Origin of the sequence: Burkholderia sp. 22088 (assembly GCF_052045915.1) — a bacterium.
Taxonomy (GTDB): Bacteria; Pseudomonadota; Gammaproteobacteria; order Burkholderiales; family Burkholderiaceae; genus Burkholderia; species Burkholderia cepacia.
On the sequence record NZ_JBQEPY010000012.1, the window covers coordinates 113284 to 127968 of the forward strand.

At 68.2% G+C, this 14685-nt stretch carries 13 protein-coding genes, 1 tRNA gene and 2 riboswitches; of the genes, 7 read left to right on the plus strand and 7 right to left on the minus strand.

Annotated features, from left to right (window positions below; all coding sequences use genetic code 11):
• The first annotated feature begins 145 nt into the window (after positions 1–145).
• Complete coding sequence (locus ACTJLD_RS23265; RefSeq protein ID WP_059667700.1) at positions 146–553, plus strand: hypothetical protein; 408 nt, start codon at positions 146–148, stop codon at positions 551–553.
• A gap of 211 nt (positions 554–764) precedes the next feature.
• Here the strand turns inward: ACTJLD_RS23265 and ACTJLD_RS23270 are convergent, their stop codons facing one another.
• The 6 genes from ACTJLD_RS23270 to ACTJLD_RS23295 all read right to left on the minus strand — a co-directional run bounded on the left by ACTJLD_RS23270 (position 765) and on the right by ACTJLD_RS23295 (position 6366).
• Positions 765–2705, minus strand: a complete 1941-nt coding sequence (locus ACTJLD_RS23270; protein WP_440659755.1) for a tetratricopeptide repeat protein — start codon at positions 2703–2705, stop codon at positions 765–767.
• Positions 2706–2744: 39 nt separating this feature from the next.
• The gene (locus ACTJLD_RS23275; RefSeq protein ID WP_060084462.1) at positions 2745–3488 is read right to left on the minus strand and encodes an acetyltransferase; all 744 of its coding nucleotides are present in this window, start codon (positions 3486–3488) and stop codon (positions 2745–2747) included.
• Positions 3489–3909: 421 nt separating this feature from the next.
• Positions 3910–5574: a TIGR04222 domain-containing membrane protein gene (locus ACTJLD_RS23280; RefSeq protein WP_440659756.1), complete on the minus strand. Its 1665-nt coding sequence runs from the start codon at positions 5572–5574 to the stop codon at positions 3910–3912.
• Between the two features lie 150 nt (positions 5575–5724).
• Entirely contained in the window at positions 5725–6054 is a 330-nt protein-coding gene (locus ACTJLD_RS23285) for a helix-turn-helix domain-containing protein (RefSeq protein WP_440659757.1), read from the minus strand.
• Positions 6051–6320 carry a hypothetical protein gene (locus tag ACTJLD_RS23290; protein WP_440659758.1) on the minus strand — a complete coding sequence of 90 codons (270 nt, stop codon included), beginning with the start codon at positions 6318–6320 and terminating at the stop codon, positions 6051–6053. The genes ACTJLD_RS23285 and ACTJLD_RS23290 overlap by 4 nt, the downstream gene beginning before the upstream one ends.
• Positions 6291–6366 (minus strand) — tRNA-Arg (locus ACTJLD_RS23295). The genes ACTJLD_RS23290 and ACTJLD_RS23295 overlap by 30 nt, the downstream gene beginning before the upstream one ends.
• A 252-nt stretch (positions 6367–6618) precedes the next feature.
• On the opposite strand from ACTJLD_RS23295, the gene ACTJLD_RS23300 reads away from it, so the two are divergent.
• On the plus strand, positions 6619–7512 hold the full coding sequence (locus ACTJLD_RS23300) for a c-type cytochrome (protein ID WP_048025223.1): 894 nt from the start codon (positions 6619–6621) through the stop codon (positions 7510–7512).
• Between the two features lie 123 nt (positions 7513–7635).
• Here the strand turns inward: ACTJLD_RS23300 and ACTJLD_RS23305 are convergent, their stop codons facing one another.
• Positions 7636–9723 carry a UvrD-helicase domain-containing protein gene (locus ACTJLD_RS23305; protein WP_027788668.1) on the minus strand — a complete coding sequence of 696 codons (2088 nt, stop codon included), beginning with the start codon at positions 9721–9723 and terminating at the stop codon, positions 7636–7638.
• 304 nt (positions 9724–10027) lie between these two features.
• On the opposite strand from ACTJLD_RS23305, the gene ACTJLD_RS23310 reads away from it, so the two are divergent.
• From ACTJLD_RS23310 to gcvH, 5 genes are all read left to right on the plus strand, one after another.
• Positions 10028–10735, plus strand: coding sequence for an SGNH/GDSL hydrolase family protein (locus ACTJLD_RS23310; protein WP_060084425.1), 708 nt, complete (start codon positions 10028–10030; stop codon positions 10733–10735).
• Positions 10736–10972: 237 nt separating this feature from the next.
• Positions 10973–12025, plus strand: a complete 1053-nt coding sequence (locus ACTJLD_RS23315) for an oxidoreductase (protein ID WP_027788670.1) — start codon at positions 10973–10975, stop codon at positions 12023–12025.
• A 168-nt stretch (positions 12026–12193) separates the two neighbouring features.
• Positions 12194–12556 carry a hypothetical protein gene (locus tag ACTJLD_RS23320; protein ID WP_027788671.1) on the plus strand — a complete coding sequence of 121 codons (363 nt, stop codon included), beginning with the start codon at positions 12194–12196 and terminating at the stop codon, positions 12554–12556.
• 113 nt (positions 12557–12669) lie between these two features.
• Positions 12670–12770: riboswitch (glycine riboswitch) on the plus strand.
• Between the two features lie 34 nt (positions 12771–12804).
• A riboswitch (glycine riboswitch) is annotated at positions 12805–12938 on the plus strand.
• Between the two features lie 84 nt (positions 12939–13022).
• Entirely contained in the window at positions 13023–14141 is a 1119-nt protein-coding gene (gene gcvT / locus ACTJLD_RS23325; protein ID WP_059694458.1) for a glycine cleavage system aminomethyltransferase GcvT, read from the plus strand.
• 117 nt (positions 14142–14258) lie between these two features.
• Positions 14259–14639: a glycine cleavage system protein GcvH gene (gene gcvH, locus ACTJLD_RS23330; protein ID WP_027788673.1), complete on the plus strand. Its 381-nt coding sequence runs from the start codon at positions 14259–14261 to the stop codon at positions 14637–14639.
• Positions 14640–14685: the final 46 nt, after the last annotated feature.

Sequence of the window (14685 nt, forward strand, 5' to 3'; positions counted from 1 at the left end):
CCCGTCCTCGCCCGGAACATATGCCTCCGGTTCACCCTGCCCGTCGTGTCTTCGTCTCAATGCACGATGCACGCAGGGGTACCCCAACGCGTTTGCGGCAGCACCGGGCACATATCAATCAACAAACACTGAGAGAACTCAACTGATGCGCAATAAACTGATCACTGCGGCACTTGCGGCCATGGTCCCCTTGATGTGCGACGCGGCGACGAGCGTCGTGATCGACGCGAGAGCCAACTGTCTTTCCAGCTATGTCGGAACGGTGTCCGGCGGCACGCCGGTCAAGCTCGCACTCGCGCCGGGCCGATATACCGTTTCGCTTATCGCGAATTCGATGAGCTGCGGCGGCGGCGCGCTGGAGCATGGCTGCAACATCGACACTGCGATCATCCAGGGTGGCTTCGGCAGCATTCGGTGGGGCGGTGCAGTCACGGCGCGTCCAACCGTCATCGAGATGGCCGGTAGCGGCACGAATGTCTTCGCCTATGTGAGCGACGACTACTGCCTCGACAACACGGGACAAGCTGCGTTGTTGTTTCAACCCACGAACTGAGCGCCGTTTGCACGAACCGAGCAGGATTGCATCCTGTTCCTCGTGTTACCTGCGCGGGATGACTCAACCTGTCGAGTCGTGACATGAATCGACCGTTGTCGGTCACCATTGCGCCCGATGCACCGCATCGGGCGTTTTGTATTTATGCACACGCAGGCTGCTCGTGTCCGGCGATGGACCGGGTGATCCATCGATCGTTCCGGTCATCGTGTCAGACGACCTGCGCCGTCTCGTCCGCCGTCACGCGACCCGCTGCAAAATGCGCGGCAAACGCCGCCCGCAAGCGCTCTGCCAACCGGATCCAGCTCTCGTCGCGCCCGCGCCGGAACAGCCGCACCGTGCCCGGATACCACGGCGAATCGTCGCGGCCGTGCATCCAGCGCCAGTCCACGTCCTGATTCGGCAGCAGCACCCAGCAAGGCTTGCCGAGCGACGCGGCCAGATGCGCGGTGGACGTGTCGACGCACACCACGAGATCGAGTTGCGCGACGATCGCGGCCGTATCCGCGAAATCGTCGATCTCCGAGCCCAGATGCAGCAACGGCAGGCCGCCCGGCGGCTGACGCGCCTCGTCCTCGCCCTGCCCTTTCTGCAGACTCACGAAATTCACCCCCGGCACGCTCCAAAGCGGCGTCAGCAACGCAAGCGACGGCAGCGAGCGGTGCGCGTCGTTGTGATGCTTCGGGTTGCCTTTCCACACGAGGCCGACGCGCGGGCCGGCCGGCAATACATCGAGGCATGCGCGCCAGCGCGCGACGCTGGCCGGATCGGGCGCGAGCCGTACCGGAGGCGGGATCGTGTCGAGTGTCGTGCCCATGTGCATCGGCGTGCTCAGCAAACTCGTCCAGTAATCGAACTGCGCGGCTTGCGCCGTCGCCGTCTCGTGATCGAGCACCGCGTCGACGCCGTCGACCGTCGCCATCAGCCGATGCAGCGCGGGCTGGCACGCGAACACCACGCGTGCCGCGTGCCGCGCACGAAATTCCGCGAAATAGCGGCTGAACTGCAGCATGTCGCCCAGGCCGTCTTCCTGCCAGACGAGCAGCGTCTTGCCGGCGAGCGGCTCGCCCTGCCACTGCGCGCACCGCAGCACCTCGCGGGTCCGGCGGTGCACGAACGCCGCGTGTTCGTAGCGCGATTCGTAGCGCCGCCAGCCTTCTTCGAACCGGCCCAGGCCGAGCAACAGCGTCGCCAGGCCGAAACGCGCATCGCCATAGTCCGCACGCAGTTCTAGCGCGCGGCGGTACGCGCGTTCGGCGTCGTCGTGGCGGCCGGCATGCGCGAACGTGGTGCCGAGGTTGTAATGCACTTCGGCCATGTCCGGAGCGAGCGACAGCGCCTCGGCGAACACGGCCATCGCTTCGTCGTGACGACCCTGCGCGCGCAGGACGCAGCCGAGATTGTTGTGCGGCTGCGGCAGGTCGGGACGGCAACGTATCGCGTCGCGATAGGCCGCTTCGGCTTCCGGCAGGCGATCGAGGTTCTGCAGCGCGACGCCGAGGTTGTAGTGCGCCTCCGGGTGATCCGGGCACAGCACGAGCGCCTGGCGGCTGGCGGCTTCCGCTTCCGGCAGCCGCTGCATGTCGACGAGGATCGCGCCGAGATTGGCGTGCGCGAGCACGGAGTCCGTGCGCACGGTAATCGCGAGCCGGTAGGCGAGTTCCGCTTCGGCCTGGCGGCCGAGCACACGCAACAGGTTGCCGAGATCGGTCAGCACGTCGGCCGACTGCGGCTCGATCAGCAGCGCCTGCCCGAATGCCTGCTCGGCTTCATCGAGCCGGCCGAGCGCTTCGAGCACCTTGCCGAACCGGTGATGGTGCGACGCCCGCAACGGCGTGACGGACGCGAGCTGCCGGCGCAGGAGCGCCTCGGCATCGGCCAGGCGCCCTTGCGACACGAGCAGCGCGCCGAGGCCGTCGCAGGCCGGCTCGAACGCCGGCATCGCGTCGATCGCGCGCCGCCACCATGCTTCCGCGTCGGCCAGCCGGTTCAGGCCGAGCGCGCAGACGGCCGCGATGTGCAGCGCCGCGACTGCCGGCGCCGGCCGGCCGAGCAGGGGCGCGACGAGCGACAGCGCGTCGGCGAACTGTCCGTTCTGGCACCGGGTTGCGGCGTGTTGAACCAGCGCGGATTCGTCGGAAGCAGGGGTCATGTCATGCGGCGCCGCACGGCGCGCGGCGCGAACGGACGTTCAGACGGACGCCGGCACGGCGGCCGGTTGGCCCGGCTGGCTGACGGCCCGGTCCCTGGCTTCCTGGAGCGCCGCGAGCGTGTCGAGTGCACGCCCTTCGTCGGCGGTGAGATCGACCAGAAATGCATCGTTGTTCTGCTTGATCCAGTCGAGCGGCATGTCCCACCACGCGAGCTGCAGCAGTCGTTCGCGCACTTTTTCCGTGAAACGGAAGCGCACCAGACGGGCCGGCGAGCCGGCATAGATGCCGTACGCCTCGGTGCGGAAATTGGGCGGGATGACGGCCCGCGCGCCGATCACGCATCCGCTCTCGATCTGACTGCCACCGAGAAACAGCGCTTCGTCGCCGATCCAGACGTCGTTGTGGATCACGGTGTCCGCGTATTGCGGCATCGGCGGATTGGTGAGGCCGTTACCGTAGATGCTGAACATGCTCGTGGAAATGGTGCGCATCTCGTGCTGACCGTTCAACAGGAATCGCAGACGCATTCCGCCGGACACATTCTTGCCGATCATGAGTTTCTGATGGCCCTGGTCGTACTTCACGAGTGAGCCCACACCGAGCCCGGAGCAACGGCCGATATGAAAAGTACCGACCTGCGCCTCTTCATCGAGCCAGTCGCGGAAAAAATTGTTCGGAATCGTCGACAAGGCACCATCCCGGTAGCCCAGTACGATGAAATGCTTCGCCCACGGATGGTCAGGCAGCACGCCAATACAATCGTCGGAGGTCGTAACGTTCATTCGCGGTCGCAAGTGTGCCGCTGCGGCGGCTCGATGCCGGGCCGCTCGATACGGCGGTGGGAAAGGTCGCGGCGCATCGGCCGCAAACATGGACGATGCAGTATAGAAAGCCGGCGACGGCAACCGACAACGAATAAGAACGGCGTTCTGGCTTCTGTTCCGGAGATAGGGGCTGGTGAGGTCTCGCGTCCGCGGCCCGGATGCGCCGCGCGTGGGCGTGGAATTGCCGTCGCCGGCCGATGACGGGTGCGTGCATCATTCGGCGCTCGGGCGTTGACGCCCGGTTTTCCTTCGTGATGCTCACACGTCGGCAGAGTCGCCGCTTCGATCCGGCCAGCACGTTCCGTCACCGGAGCCGGCCGCCGTGGCGATGTGCTGCCGCCGCCTTCACCAACGGTGTGCGCCGCTCACTCCCCCGCGCTCAATTACTCGACGAACACCCGCCGCAACTACTCGAACTGCACGAGCTGGAACTGCACGAACTCGACGAACTGCAGCTCGACGACGAGCAACTGCTGTCCGATGCATCGAACGAACTACCGCTGCCAGCTTTCAGCGCGGCGAGCGACGACATCCGCGACGCGGTCTGCACGGTTTGCGAATACACCGACCAAGCGGTGCCGGCCAGCGCACCCGCACCGAACAGCGCGGCAGTCCACAGCAACGGGTCCGGGTCGTCGCGTTCGCGGCCCTGCGTCTGCTGCGTCTGCTGTGCTGCGTGCGCATCGGGTTGCAAGGGTTGCGGGCGCTGCGAATTTCGCGCGGCGCGCGGATCGTGCGCGATCCGGCGCGCAAGCAGCGCGGCCCGCCCGGCAGCCGTCGCCCCACCGCGCCCGAAACCGGTCAGTCGCCGCACGACGATCCGGTACGCGACCGCGAACACCACCATGCAGACCGCGAGCAGCAACACGGGCCGCCCGCGGCTCAGGCCGATCGCGAGTTTCGCAGCCCCCATGCCCAGTACGATCAGTACGATCGCACGCGCGGCCAGGCGCGACGCGCGCATCTCGCCGGGTGCCCACAGCCAGCCTTGCGCGCGCATTCCGTCGATGACCTCCTGCGCATACCCGGCGAGTCGCTTGCGAAACACGTCGTAGCTCACGGTGCTGGACGGCTGCTCCTTGAGCCACGCGCAGTGGTCGTCATGGCGCCCCGCACGTTCCATGTCGGCGATCTGCACGTAGCCACCCTGCCCGGGTGCGGTCCACAGGTCGACCGCGCCCGCCTGCGCGAGCGACATCGTCACGACCTGGGCGACCCGTGCCTCGCCGCCGGTGAGATAGGCGACTTCGTCGGTGCTCAGGTCGGCCGACGCCTTGCGCGTACGCCCGCCCCAGCGTCGACAGCGGAACTCGATCGCCTGAAGCACGACGATCAACAACAACGCGACGACGCACGCCGGCACATAGAACGCGAGAAACTGCGGCCCCGCGTAGTTCAGCACGTTGAAGTCCTGCGCCGATGCGCAGGTCGCCGCGACGCTCGCGGCGGCAGCCGGCCAGGCGAGTTTCGGCAGCCGGTCGCGCCAGGTCCTGCGCGCCGGCACGGCGGCCGGCGAGTTCGCGTCCCCCGCCCCATTCGCGGCCGACGGTTCCGGGGGCAGCGATCCGGATGCGGCACGCAGGCCGGCAGGCCGCGGCCAGATCGACTCCGGCGGCTCGCAGCCGAACAGCCGGCGATAGCTGTCCAGCGTGTCGCGATAACGCTGCGCGTACACGGCGGCCTCGTCCGGCGCGCCCGTGCCGGGCATGTGATGCAGCCGCGCGCGCAGCACGCCGGCGCAGAAGACGTCCCAGTATTCGAGCGTGTATTGCAGGTGGAAATGCCACGCGGCATCGACCGCGACCGACGGCGTGACCGGGTGTCCGGCCGCCTGCGCGAGAAACGCGAAGCGCTTGTATTCGTCGATCACGGCCAGCGCGTGCGCATGCGACCAGCCTTCGGCTTCGGCAAGACGCCGGCTGTACGGCAGCGGCGCGTTCGGGTCGTCAGGAGAATACGCGTGCAGACGCGCGAGCAGCGCGTGCTGCGCATCGGTCAGCGCGCGGGCATCGACTGCGGTCGAGGTAGACGGAATGGCAGCCATCGGGAGTCGGCGCGATGCGCGGACGGCCGCCGCGATCGACGCTTGGAGTTGTCATTGCGCGGGATTCTCGCACATCGGCGAGGCGGCGCGACGGCGTGCCGGCCACCTGCATCCGGGGCCGCTCGCCGCGCTGCGCCGCGGGTCGGAAAGTCAGAAATCGAGCTGCGCGATCGTGATGTCGAGCGCGGCCGCGATCTTCTTGCGCATCGACTTGCACAGCTTCCCGCGCTTTTCCTGTTTGGCGTAGTCCGTGCGACTGATGCCGATCCGCCGCGCGACCTCGGCCCGCGTCAGGCCGAGATGCTCGCGCCACGCACGCGCGGGCGAGCTTCCGTCGAACACGACGCGCGTCACGAGCTCGTGCGGAATCAGGTCGCGTGCGGCGCACCGCTGCGCGACATAGTCCGCGTACGGAATCACGACGAAGGCTGGCGCGCCGTCCGGGTCGTTGATGATCCGGACTGGGAGGGACTTGCTCATGCGATGATCGCGGCGCCGGTTTCCGGGCGGCTGTTCCTCGTTTCGGTCGACATGTTCAATCGGCGTTTCAGGCGGGCTTCGGGTGCGTCGAACGACATCGGTGCAAGGTTTCGCCCGGTCGGATGCACGCGATCGGAAACCGCCATGCTGATAGCCGGCCGGAATATTACTGCAAGCGGGGAAATGGTGATGCGGATGAGACGGCGCAACCGCCGAGCGCCTGAACAGGCATGTTTTGGCGCGCCCGGCTGGGATCGAACCAGCAACCCCTGCCTTCGGAGGGCAGTACTCTATCCATTGAGCTACGGGCGCGTGTGACAGTGAAACGACCCCAATATACAGGCCGCCCACGATTGGCAAGACGGCAAGGATACCCGGTTTCCCATGACGCGTCCACCTTGCCCGACGAATCCCCGCCGCACCGCGCTGCGTGCGGGTAAACACGCGCCATCGCGCCGCTCGCCGTGATGTAAACGTTCCGTCTATAATCGTCCGTGCTTCATTGGACTGCCATTTTGCCGTTGCACCGCGCTCACAATTCCTATTCACGGAGACGAGGCAAGCATGAGCGAAGCACCCCACGAATCTCCCGTCAAAACCCCCGGGCAGCTGATTGCCGTCATCATCGCGTCGTTCGCGATTCCGATCATCCTGATCGTCCTGTTCGCCAATTATGCGAACCATGCGTTCCGCGCCGGCGCCGGCACGGACGCGCTATCCGACGAGCAGGTCGCCGCGCGTATCGCCCCGCTCGCGCAGGTCGAAGTGAAGGACGCCAACGCGCCCCGCACGTACAAGACCGGCGAGGCAGTCTACAAGGCCGTCTGCGTGACCTGCCACGGCACGGGCGCCGCCGGCGCGCCGAAATTCGGCAACAAGGACGACTGGGCGCCGCGCATCTCGCAAGGCTTCGACACGCTGCTGAAGACGGCGCTGGCCGGCAAGGGCGCGATGCCGCCGCGCGGCGGCACGAGCCCCGACGACGTCAGCGACTATGAAATCGCCCGTGCGATCGTCTACATGGCGAACAACGACGGCGCGAACTTCCCCGAACCGGCAGCACCGGCCGCCAACGCGGCGCAGCCCGCCAGCGGCGCGGCAGGCGCATCGGGCCCGGCCGACGCCGCGAGCGCACAGATCGCCGCCGCGCAGGCCGCGATCGCCGCGATCCCGAAGGCCGGCGAACAACCGGCGGCCGCCCCGGCCAGCGCCGATGCCGCAACCGCCGGCAAGGCACTGTACTCGTCGACCTGCGTGGCCTGCCACGGAGCAGGCGTGCTCGGCGCGCCGAAGTTCGGCAGCAAGGAAGACTGGGCGCCGCGCCTGAAGGACTCGATGGACACGGTCTACAACTACGCGCTGCACGGCAAGGGCGCGATGCCGCCGAAGGGCGGGTCGAACGCGTCCGACGCCGACGTGAAGGCCGCCGTCGACTACATGGTCAACTCGGCGAAGTAACACCAGCCGGCCAGAAAAAACCCCCGCGGCGCACGCGCACCGCGGGGGTTTGTTTTTGCCTGACCGGCTGACTGTCGGACCGTCGGTTAGTCGAAACACCGCACGCCCGACGGCGCCGCCGCCTCACTTCTGCAGCAGCGCCTTCAGGCTGGCGAGCCGGTCCTTCGGCGACATCGGCGCCTCTTCCGGGGTAGGCGGCGGCGCATCGTCGAGCCCCATCTCCGGAATGAAGCGCGACGGCTCGCACACGACCGTCTCGCGCGCCCGCTTGCGCTTCTTGCACCAGTTCAGGTGCAGGCTGCGCTGCGCACGCGTGATCGCGACATACATCAGCCGGCGCTCCTCCTCGATCCGCTCGTTGTCGATCGGGCCGTCGTCCTCGCTGCCGCCGCGGTGCGGCATGATGCCTTCCTCGACGCCGACCAGGAACACGTGCGGATACTCGAGCCCCTTCGATGCATGGACGGTCGACAGCCGCACGGCGTCCGGATCCTCGTCCTTGCCCTCGAGCATCGACATCAGCGCGACGGTCTGGATCAGGCCGAGCAGGTTCTTGCCGGTATCGGCGAGCCCGTCGGCGTTGTGGAAGCCTTCGGCCTCGCCGTCGACGGCTTCCGTCTCGGGCTTGGTGCCCTTGCGCTTCAGCCATTCGAGGAATTCGAGCACGTTCTGCCACTTCGACTGCGCCTGGCGCTCGTCGAACGCGTCGTACAGGTACGCCTCGTAGTGGATCGCCTCCATCATGTCGTCGAGCACGACGGTCGCGGGCTCCTTGTCCGCGCGCTCGGTCAGGCGCTGGATGAAGTCGCAGAACATCCGCAGCGGCTCGACCTGGCGCGCCGACAGCCGCGCCTCGATGCCGCCCATGTACACCGCTTCGAACAGCGACACCTTCGCCTGGCCCGCGAACGAGCCGAGCGCCTCGAGCGTCGTGTTGCCGATCCCTCGGCGCGGCGTCGTGACCGCGCGGATGAACGCGGGATCGTCGTCTGCGTTCGCGATCAGCCGCAGGTACGCGCACAGGTCCTTGATCTCGGCCTTGTCGAAGAACGACTGGCCGCCCGACAGCACGTACGGAATGCGTTCGCGCCGCAGCACCTGCTCGAAGATGCGCGCCTGGAAGTTGCCGCGATACAGGATCGCGTAGTCGCGGAACTGCGCGCGCCGCTCGAACTTGTGCGCGGACAGCCGGAACACGACCGATTCGGCTTCATGCTCCTCGTCGTTGCAAGGCGTGACGGTGATCGAATCGCCCATCCCGTGCTCGGACCACAGCTTCTTCTCGAACAGTTTCGGGTTGTTCGCGATCACGTTGTTCGCGGCGGTGAGGATGCGCACCGTCGACCGGTAGTTCTGCTCGAGCTTGACCAGGTGCAGCTTCGGAAAATCCTTGCCGAGCTGCGCGAGGTTCTCGAGCGTCGCACCGCGCCAGCCGTAGATCGCCTGGTCGTCGTCGCCGACCGCCGTGAACGCGGCGCGCGGGCCCGCGAGCAGCTTCAGCAGCTCGTACTGGCACGCGTTGGTGTCCTGGTACTCGTCGATCAGCAGGTAGCGCAGCTTGTTCTGCCAGCGGTCGCGCACCTGCTCGTTCTTCGCGAACAGCTCGGCCGGCAGGCGGATCAGGTCGTCGAAGTCGACCGCCTGGTACGCGTGCAGCGTCGCGACGTAGTTGCGGTAGACCAGCGCGGCCTGATGCTCGTCCTCGTTGGCCGCGATCGCCATCGCCTCGTCGGGCATGATCAGGCCGTTCTTCCACAGCGAGATGATGCTCTGGATCTTGCGGATCAGCCCCTTGTCGGTCGTGCCGAGCTGCTCCTGGATCATCCCGAAGCAGTCGTCCGAATCCATGATCGAGAACTGCGGCTTCAGGCCGACGTGCTCGGCCTCCTGGCGCAGGATCTGCACGCCGAGCGAGTGGAACGTGCAGACGGTGAGCTGGTTGACGGGCACCTTGCGCCCTTCCTTGCCGGGCGTGGTGAGCGTCTTGCCCTCGAGCAGCTTCCCCACGCGCTCGCGCATTTCGGCAGCCGCCTTGTTCGTGAACGTGACGGCCGCGATGTGGCGCGGCTCGAAGCCTTTCGCTTCGATCAGGTGCGCGATCTTCTGCGTGATCACGCGGGTCTTGCCGCTGCCCGCGCCGGCGAGCACGAGACAGGGACCGTCGAGGTAGCGCACCGCTTCGTTCTGGGCGGGATTGAGGCCTGCGGACATGATGGCGGATGGTGTTGCGGTTGACGGCGGAACGCCGGGAGGATGCCGTGCGCGGCGGGCCGGCGAAGCAGGCGGACACGCGGGGCAGGACGCGCATGTTAACACGTCGGCGGCGCGCTTTTCGGGAGCGCCGCCGGACGGGGCCGCGCGGGCGGATCCCGCAGCCGCCCCTTGTCCGTGCGGCCAATCCGGCCCCGTTCGCGCAGCGATCGGCCACAATATCTCCACCCGGCGCCGCCCCGCGCCCAACCGCCTGAATCGCCTGAATCGCCTGAATCGCCTGAATCGCCACCGGATCGACATCATGGGATACCCGTTCGCCACCGCCGCCCTTGGCCCGCTGCTGTTCGCGCAGGGGCGCTACGTGCGCCGCGTCACGCCGCGCCTGCCCGAGGCGGCCGGCCCGCGCGACGGCGTGGCGGGCGACGGCCCGCCGCTGCGCGTGCTGGTGGTCGGCGACTCGGCCGCCGCGGGCGTCGGCGTCGCGACGCAGCGCGACGCGCTGTCCGGGCAGCTGGCGAACGCGCTCGCGGCCACGCACCGCGTCCGCTGGAAGCTGCTCGCGCGCACGGGCCTGACCACGCGGGAGCTCGTCGACTGGCTCGCCGCCGAACCGGCCGAGCCGTTCGACGTGGCCGTCACGTCGCTCGGCGTCAACGACGTGACGGGCGGCGTGCCGCCGGCCCGCTGGCAGGCGCAGCAGGCCGAGCTCGTCCGGCTGCTCGCCACGCGCTTCCGGGTCGGCCACGCGATCCTGTCGGCGGTGCCGCCGATGGAGCGCTTTCCGGCGCTGCCGCAGCCGCTCGCGTGGTATCTCGGGTTGCGCGCGAAACGGCTCAATACGGCGCTCGCCGGCTGGGCCGCCACGCAGCCGCACTGCACGTTCCTGCGCGTCGAGCTGCCGCTCGAGCGCCATCTGATGGCCGCCGACGGCTTCCACCCCGGTGCCGCCGCCTGCACGGTGTGGGCCACGCAAGTCGCCGCCGCCGTGCTGCGCCGGACGGCCGCATGACGCGGCACGACGCCCCGGCACCGGCCTTTCACCGCGCGGGCCGGGAGGCAAAACCCCCGCCCGGTCGGCACACGGGCCCGCGCAAAATGCCGGCTTTCCTTGCGCCAGTGCCGCATCGCACCGCGCGTGTCGCCCGAACGCCCCGGTACGAGCGGCGGCGCCATGCCAAAATAGCCGGTCGTCTTCGCGCCGTCTCGGCGCACCATCCTTTAGTTTCCTTCGCAGCCAGGGATTGCCATGTCGTCATTGCTCAGGATTGGTTTGATGGGTTTCGGTTTCGCCGGCGCGACGTTCCACGCGCCGGTCATCGCCACGAGCGGCCGCACTGAAGTCGCCGCGATCGCGACGGGGCAGCCCGATCGCGCGCAGGCCGCGTATCCGGGCGCGCGCGTCGTCCCCGATCTCGACACGCTGCTCGGCCTCGACGACATCGAATGCGTGGTGATCGCCACGCCGAACGACACGCACTTCGCGCTCGCGCGCCAGGTGCTCGAAGCCGGCCGCCACGTGGTCGTCGACAAGCCCGTCACGCTCACCGCCGACGAGGCGCTTGCGCTCGCGCGGCTCGCGAACGCGCGCAGCCGGCTGTTCGCGCCGTTCCACAACCGCCGCTGGGACGGCGATTTCCTCACCGTGCGCCGCATCGTCGAATCGGGCGAGCTCGGCCGGCTCACGTATTTCGCGTCGCACTTCGACCGCTTCCGCCCGACGCCGCGCACGCGCTGGCGCGAGGAGCCCGCCCGCGGCGGCGGCCTGCTGCTCGACCTCGGCCCGCACCTGATCGACCAGGCGCTCGCGCTGTTCGGCCTGCCCGAAACGGTGGGCGCGACCGTCAAGACCCGTCGCGACAACGGCACGGCGCCCGATTTCGTGCACCTGCAGCTCGGTTATCCGGACAAGGAAGTGGCGCTGCATGCGAGCGCGCTGTCGGCGATCGAACCCGCGCGCTTCACGCTGCACGGCACACGCGGCAGCTACCAGAAGTTCGGGCTCGACACGCAGGAAGACCAGCTCAAGGCAGGCCTCACCGCGGACGACGTCGAATTCGGCGGCGGCAACCCGCCGGGCCTGCTGCGCGTGCTCGACGGCGAGGTCGAGGTCGAACGCCCGGTGCCGACACTCGACGGCCAGTACGCGGAGTTCTACCGCGCGCTCGCCGCGTCGATCCGCGACGGCGCGCCGTTCCCCGTCACCACGCAGGATGCCGTCGACGTGATGACGATCATCGAGCTCGCCGCGCAGAGCGAGCACGACGGCCGCCGGCTGCCGTTCGTGCGCCGCACGATCTGACACCGCGCGCCGGCCGGTCACGGCCGGCCGGCATGCGCGGCCGGCCCGGCGGATTCGATTACAGGAACATTCGGTTACAAATGCCGGGGGAACGAAAGTCAGCGTCCGACCAGTCTGACGCGTTTCTCGAAAAAGTCGATCCGACACCAATCCGTCTGGAGAATGTTGATGCAACGGTTGATTCGCGCAGCAGCGTGCTGCGTCCTGGTTTCCTCGCTTGCGGCCTGTATCGTGCAGCCGCAGCAGCCGGTTCGCCCGGCCCCTCCGCCGCGGCCGAATCCGCAGGTCGTCGCGAACGAGCGGATGCAGCAGATCCAGGGCCGGATCGACAACCTGCACCGCCGCATCGATGCGCGCGTGAACGGCGGCTACTACCCGCCGCCGTACGGCGCGCAGCTTCACCACCGCCTCGACGTGATCCGCCAGGAAGCGAACGACATGTCCGCGCAGCACAGCGGCGGCCTGTCCGGCGACGAGCAGCGCGTGCTGAACCAGGAACTCGACACGGCCGCGCGCGCGATCGGCGAGTAACGCACCGGCGCCCGCCGGCGCGGAAAAAGCGGCGGCACCGGTTGCCGCCGCTTGTCGCGAAGCGACATTCTTTTGCTCAAATTGACAAGGCCCACCTGCTCGCGTACAGTCGCCCGCACGCGTCGGGAGAGCGTGTGACCGTGCTGTTCCAGCCGGTTGCGCCGCCGAAGGGGCACACCCGCAAACTCTCAGGCAAAAGGACCGACCGCGTCGGGGAACCTCGTCCGCGCATCGCGCGGGCCACACACTCCCCGCACTCTGGAGAGCGGCAGTAGCCCGCAGCGCATAGGCTGCGCGGGCAGGCTGCCCACCGAAGGGGCGCGCGTTCGCCAGGCCTGGCCGGCAGCGCAATCTCTCAGGTATCGAGGACAGAGGGGCATGTACCGGATCGCTCGCAGGCCGTCGGCCGCGGTGGTCGGCACATGGCCGTTCTGATCCGCGCGCAAGCGCCTTGCCTGAGGCCTCGATGACTGCACTGAATCACACCCCGCTCAACGCCGCGCACCGCGCGCTCAATGCCCGCATGGTCGACTTCGGCGGCTGGGACATGCCCGTCAACTACGGCTCGCAGATCGAAGAACATGAAGCCGTGCGCACCGACGCCGGCATGTTCGACGTGTCGCACATGTGCGTCGTCGATTTCACCGGCAGCCGCGTGCGCGCGTTCTTCGAGCACGCGATCGCGAACAACGTCGGCAAGCTCAAGACGCCCGGCAAGGCACTCTACTCGTGCCTGCTCAATCCGCAGGGCGGCGTCATCGACGACCTGATCGTCTACTATTTCACCGAAGAATTCTTCCGCGTCGTCGTCAACGCCGGCACGGCCGAGAAAGACATCGCGTGGTTCAACCAGCTGAACGAGCAAGGCGGCTACGGCGTCACGATCGCGCCGCGCCGCGATTTCGCGATCATCGCCGTACAGGGCCCGAACGCCCGCGAAAAAGCCTGGGCAACCGTGCCCGCCGCGCGTGCCGCGACGAGCGAGCTGAAGCCGTTCAACGCCGCGCAGGTCGCCGGCACGCCGTTCGGCGATCTCACCGTCGCACGCACCGGCTATACCGGCGAAGACGGCTTCGAAGTGATCGTCCCGGCCGTGCACGTCGAAGCGCTGTGGAACGCGCTGCAGCAGAACGGCGTGCGCCCGTGCGGGCTCGGCGCGCGCGACACGCTGCGCCTCGAGGCCGGCATGAACCTGTACGGCCAGGACATGGACGACACCGTCTCCCCGCTCGACGCGGGCCTCGCGTGGACGGTCGACCTCGGCGCGCCGCGCGACTTCGTCGGCCGCGCCGCCCTTGAAGCAAACGGCACCCGCGCCGCGTTCGTCGGCCTGATCCTGCAGAAGGAAAACGGCAAGGCGGGCGGCGTGCTGCGCGCGCACCAGAAGGTCGTCACGCCGCACGGCGAAGGCGAGATCACGAGCGGCACGTTCTCGCCGTCGATGCAGGAATCGATCGCGTTCGCGCGCGTGCCGGCGGCCGTCCAGATCGGCGACGTGGTCCAGGTGCAAATTCGAGACAAGAATCTTCCCGCGCGCGTGGTAAAACTGCCGTTCGTGCGCAACGGCAAGGTCCTCGCTGCGTAACGGCCGGGAGGCCCGCCTCCCGGGAAGCCGGGAGATGGCGCCTGGCGCAACACCACACCCGGCGCGCCCCGGCGGCGCGCCAGCAAAACGAACAAACCCTTTTATCAGGAGCATCCGATGAGCAACGTCCCGGCCGATCTGAAGTACACCGACGAACACGAGTGGATCCGCACTGAAGCCGACGGCACGCTGACGGTCGGCATCACCGATCACGCGCAGAACACGCTCGGCGACATCGTTTTCCTCGAGCTGCCGGCCGTCGGCAAGCAGGTGAAGGCGGGCGACGCGATCGGCGTCGTCGAATCGGTGAAAGCCGCGTCGGACATCTATTCGCCGGTGTCGGGCGAGGTGGTCGCGATCAACGCGGACGCCGTCGACACGCCGGAAGAAGTGAACAGCGACGCGTACGACACGTGGCTGTTCAAGATCAAGCTCGCCGACGGCGCATCGACCGACGGCCTGCTCGACGCCGCCGCCTACAGCAAGCTGATCGACTAATTCCCTTACCCGAACCGCGCGACGCCGGCCGGCGTCGCGCGGGACC

What these genes read in the sequence shown, in the direction of transcription:
- ACTJLD_RS23310 (WP_060084425.1), top strand. Translation starts at nt 10,028, where the DNA reads ATGGGATACCCGTTCGCCACCGCCGCCCTTGGCCCGCTGCTGTTCGCG.
- ACTJLD_RS23280 (WP_440659756.1), bottom strand. Translation starts at nt 5,574, where the DNA reads ATGGCTGCCATTCCGTCTACCTCGACCGCAGTCGATGCCCGCGCGCTG.
- ACTJLD_RS23275 (WP_060084462.1), bottom strand. Translation starts at nt 3,488, where the DNA reads ATGAACGTTACGACCTCCGACGATTGTATTGGCGTGCTGCCTGACCAT.
- ACTJLD_RS23265 (WP_059667700.1), top strand. Translation starts at nt 146, where the DNA reads ATGCGCAATAAACTGATCACTGCGGCACTTGCGGCCATGGTCCCCTTG.
- ACTJLD_RS23300 (WP_048025223.1), top strand. Translation starts at nt 6,619, where the DNA reads ATGAGCGAAGCACCCCACGAATCTCCCGTCAAAACCCCCGGGCAGCTG.
- ACTJLD_RS23305 (WP_027788668.1), bottom strand. Translation starts at nt 9,723, where the DNA reads ATGTCCGCAGGCCTCAATCCCGCCCAGAACGAAGCGGTGCGCTACCTC.
- ACTJLD_RS23315 (WP_027788670.1), top strand. Translation starts at nt 10,973, where the DNA reads ATGTCGTCATTGCTCAGGATTGGTTTGATGGGTTTCGGTTTCGCCGGC.
- gcvT (WP_059694458.1), top strand. Translation starts at nt 13,023, where the DNA reads ATGACTGCACTGAATCACACCCCGCTCAACGCCGCGCACCGCGCGCTC.
- ACTJLD_RS23285 (WP_440659757.1), bottom strand. Translation starts at nt 6,054, where the DNA reads ATGAGCAAGTCCCTCCCAGTCCGGATCATCAACGACCCGGACGGCGCG.
- gcvH (WP_027788673.1), top strand. Translation starts at nt 14,259, where the DNA reads ATGAGCAACGTCCCGGCCGATCTGAAGTACACCGACGAACACGAGTGG.
- ACTJLD_RS23320 (WP_027788671.1), top strand. Translation starts at nt 12,194, where the DNA reads ATGCAACGGTTGATTCGCGCAGCAGCGTGCTGCGTCCTGGTTTCCTCG.
- ACTJLD_RS23270 (WP_440659755.1), bottom strand. Translation starts at nt 2,705, where the DNA reads ATGACCCCTGCTTCCGACGAATCCGCGCTGGTTCAACACGCCGCAACC.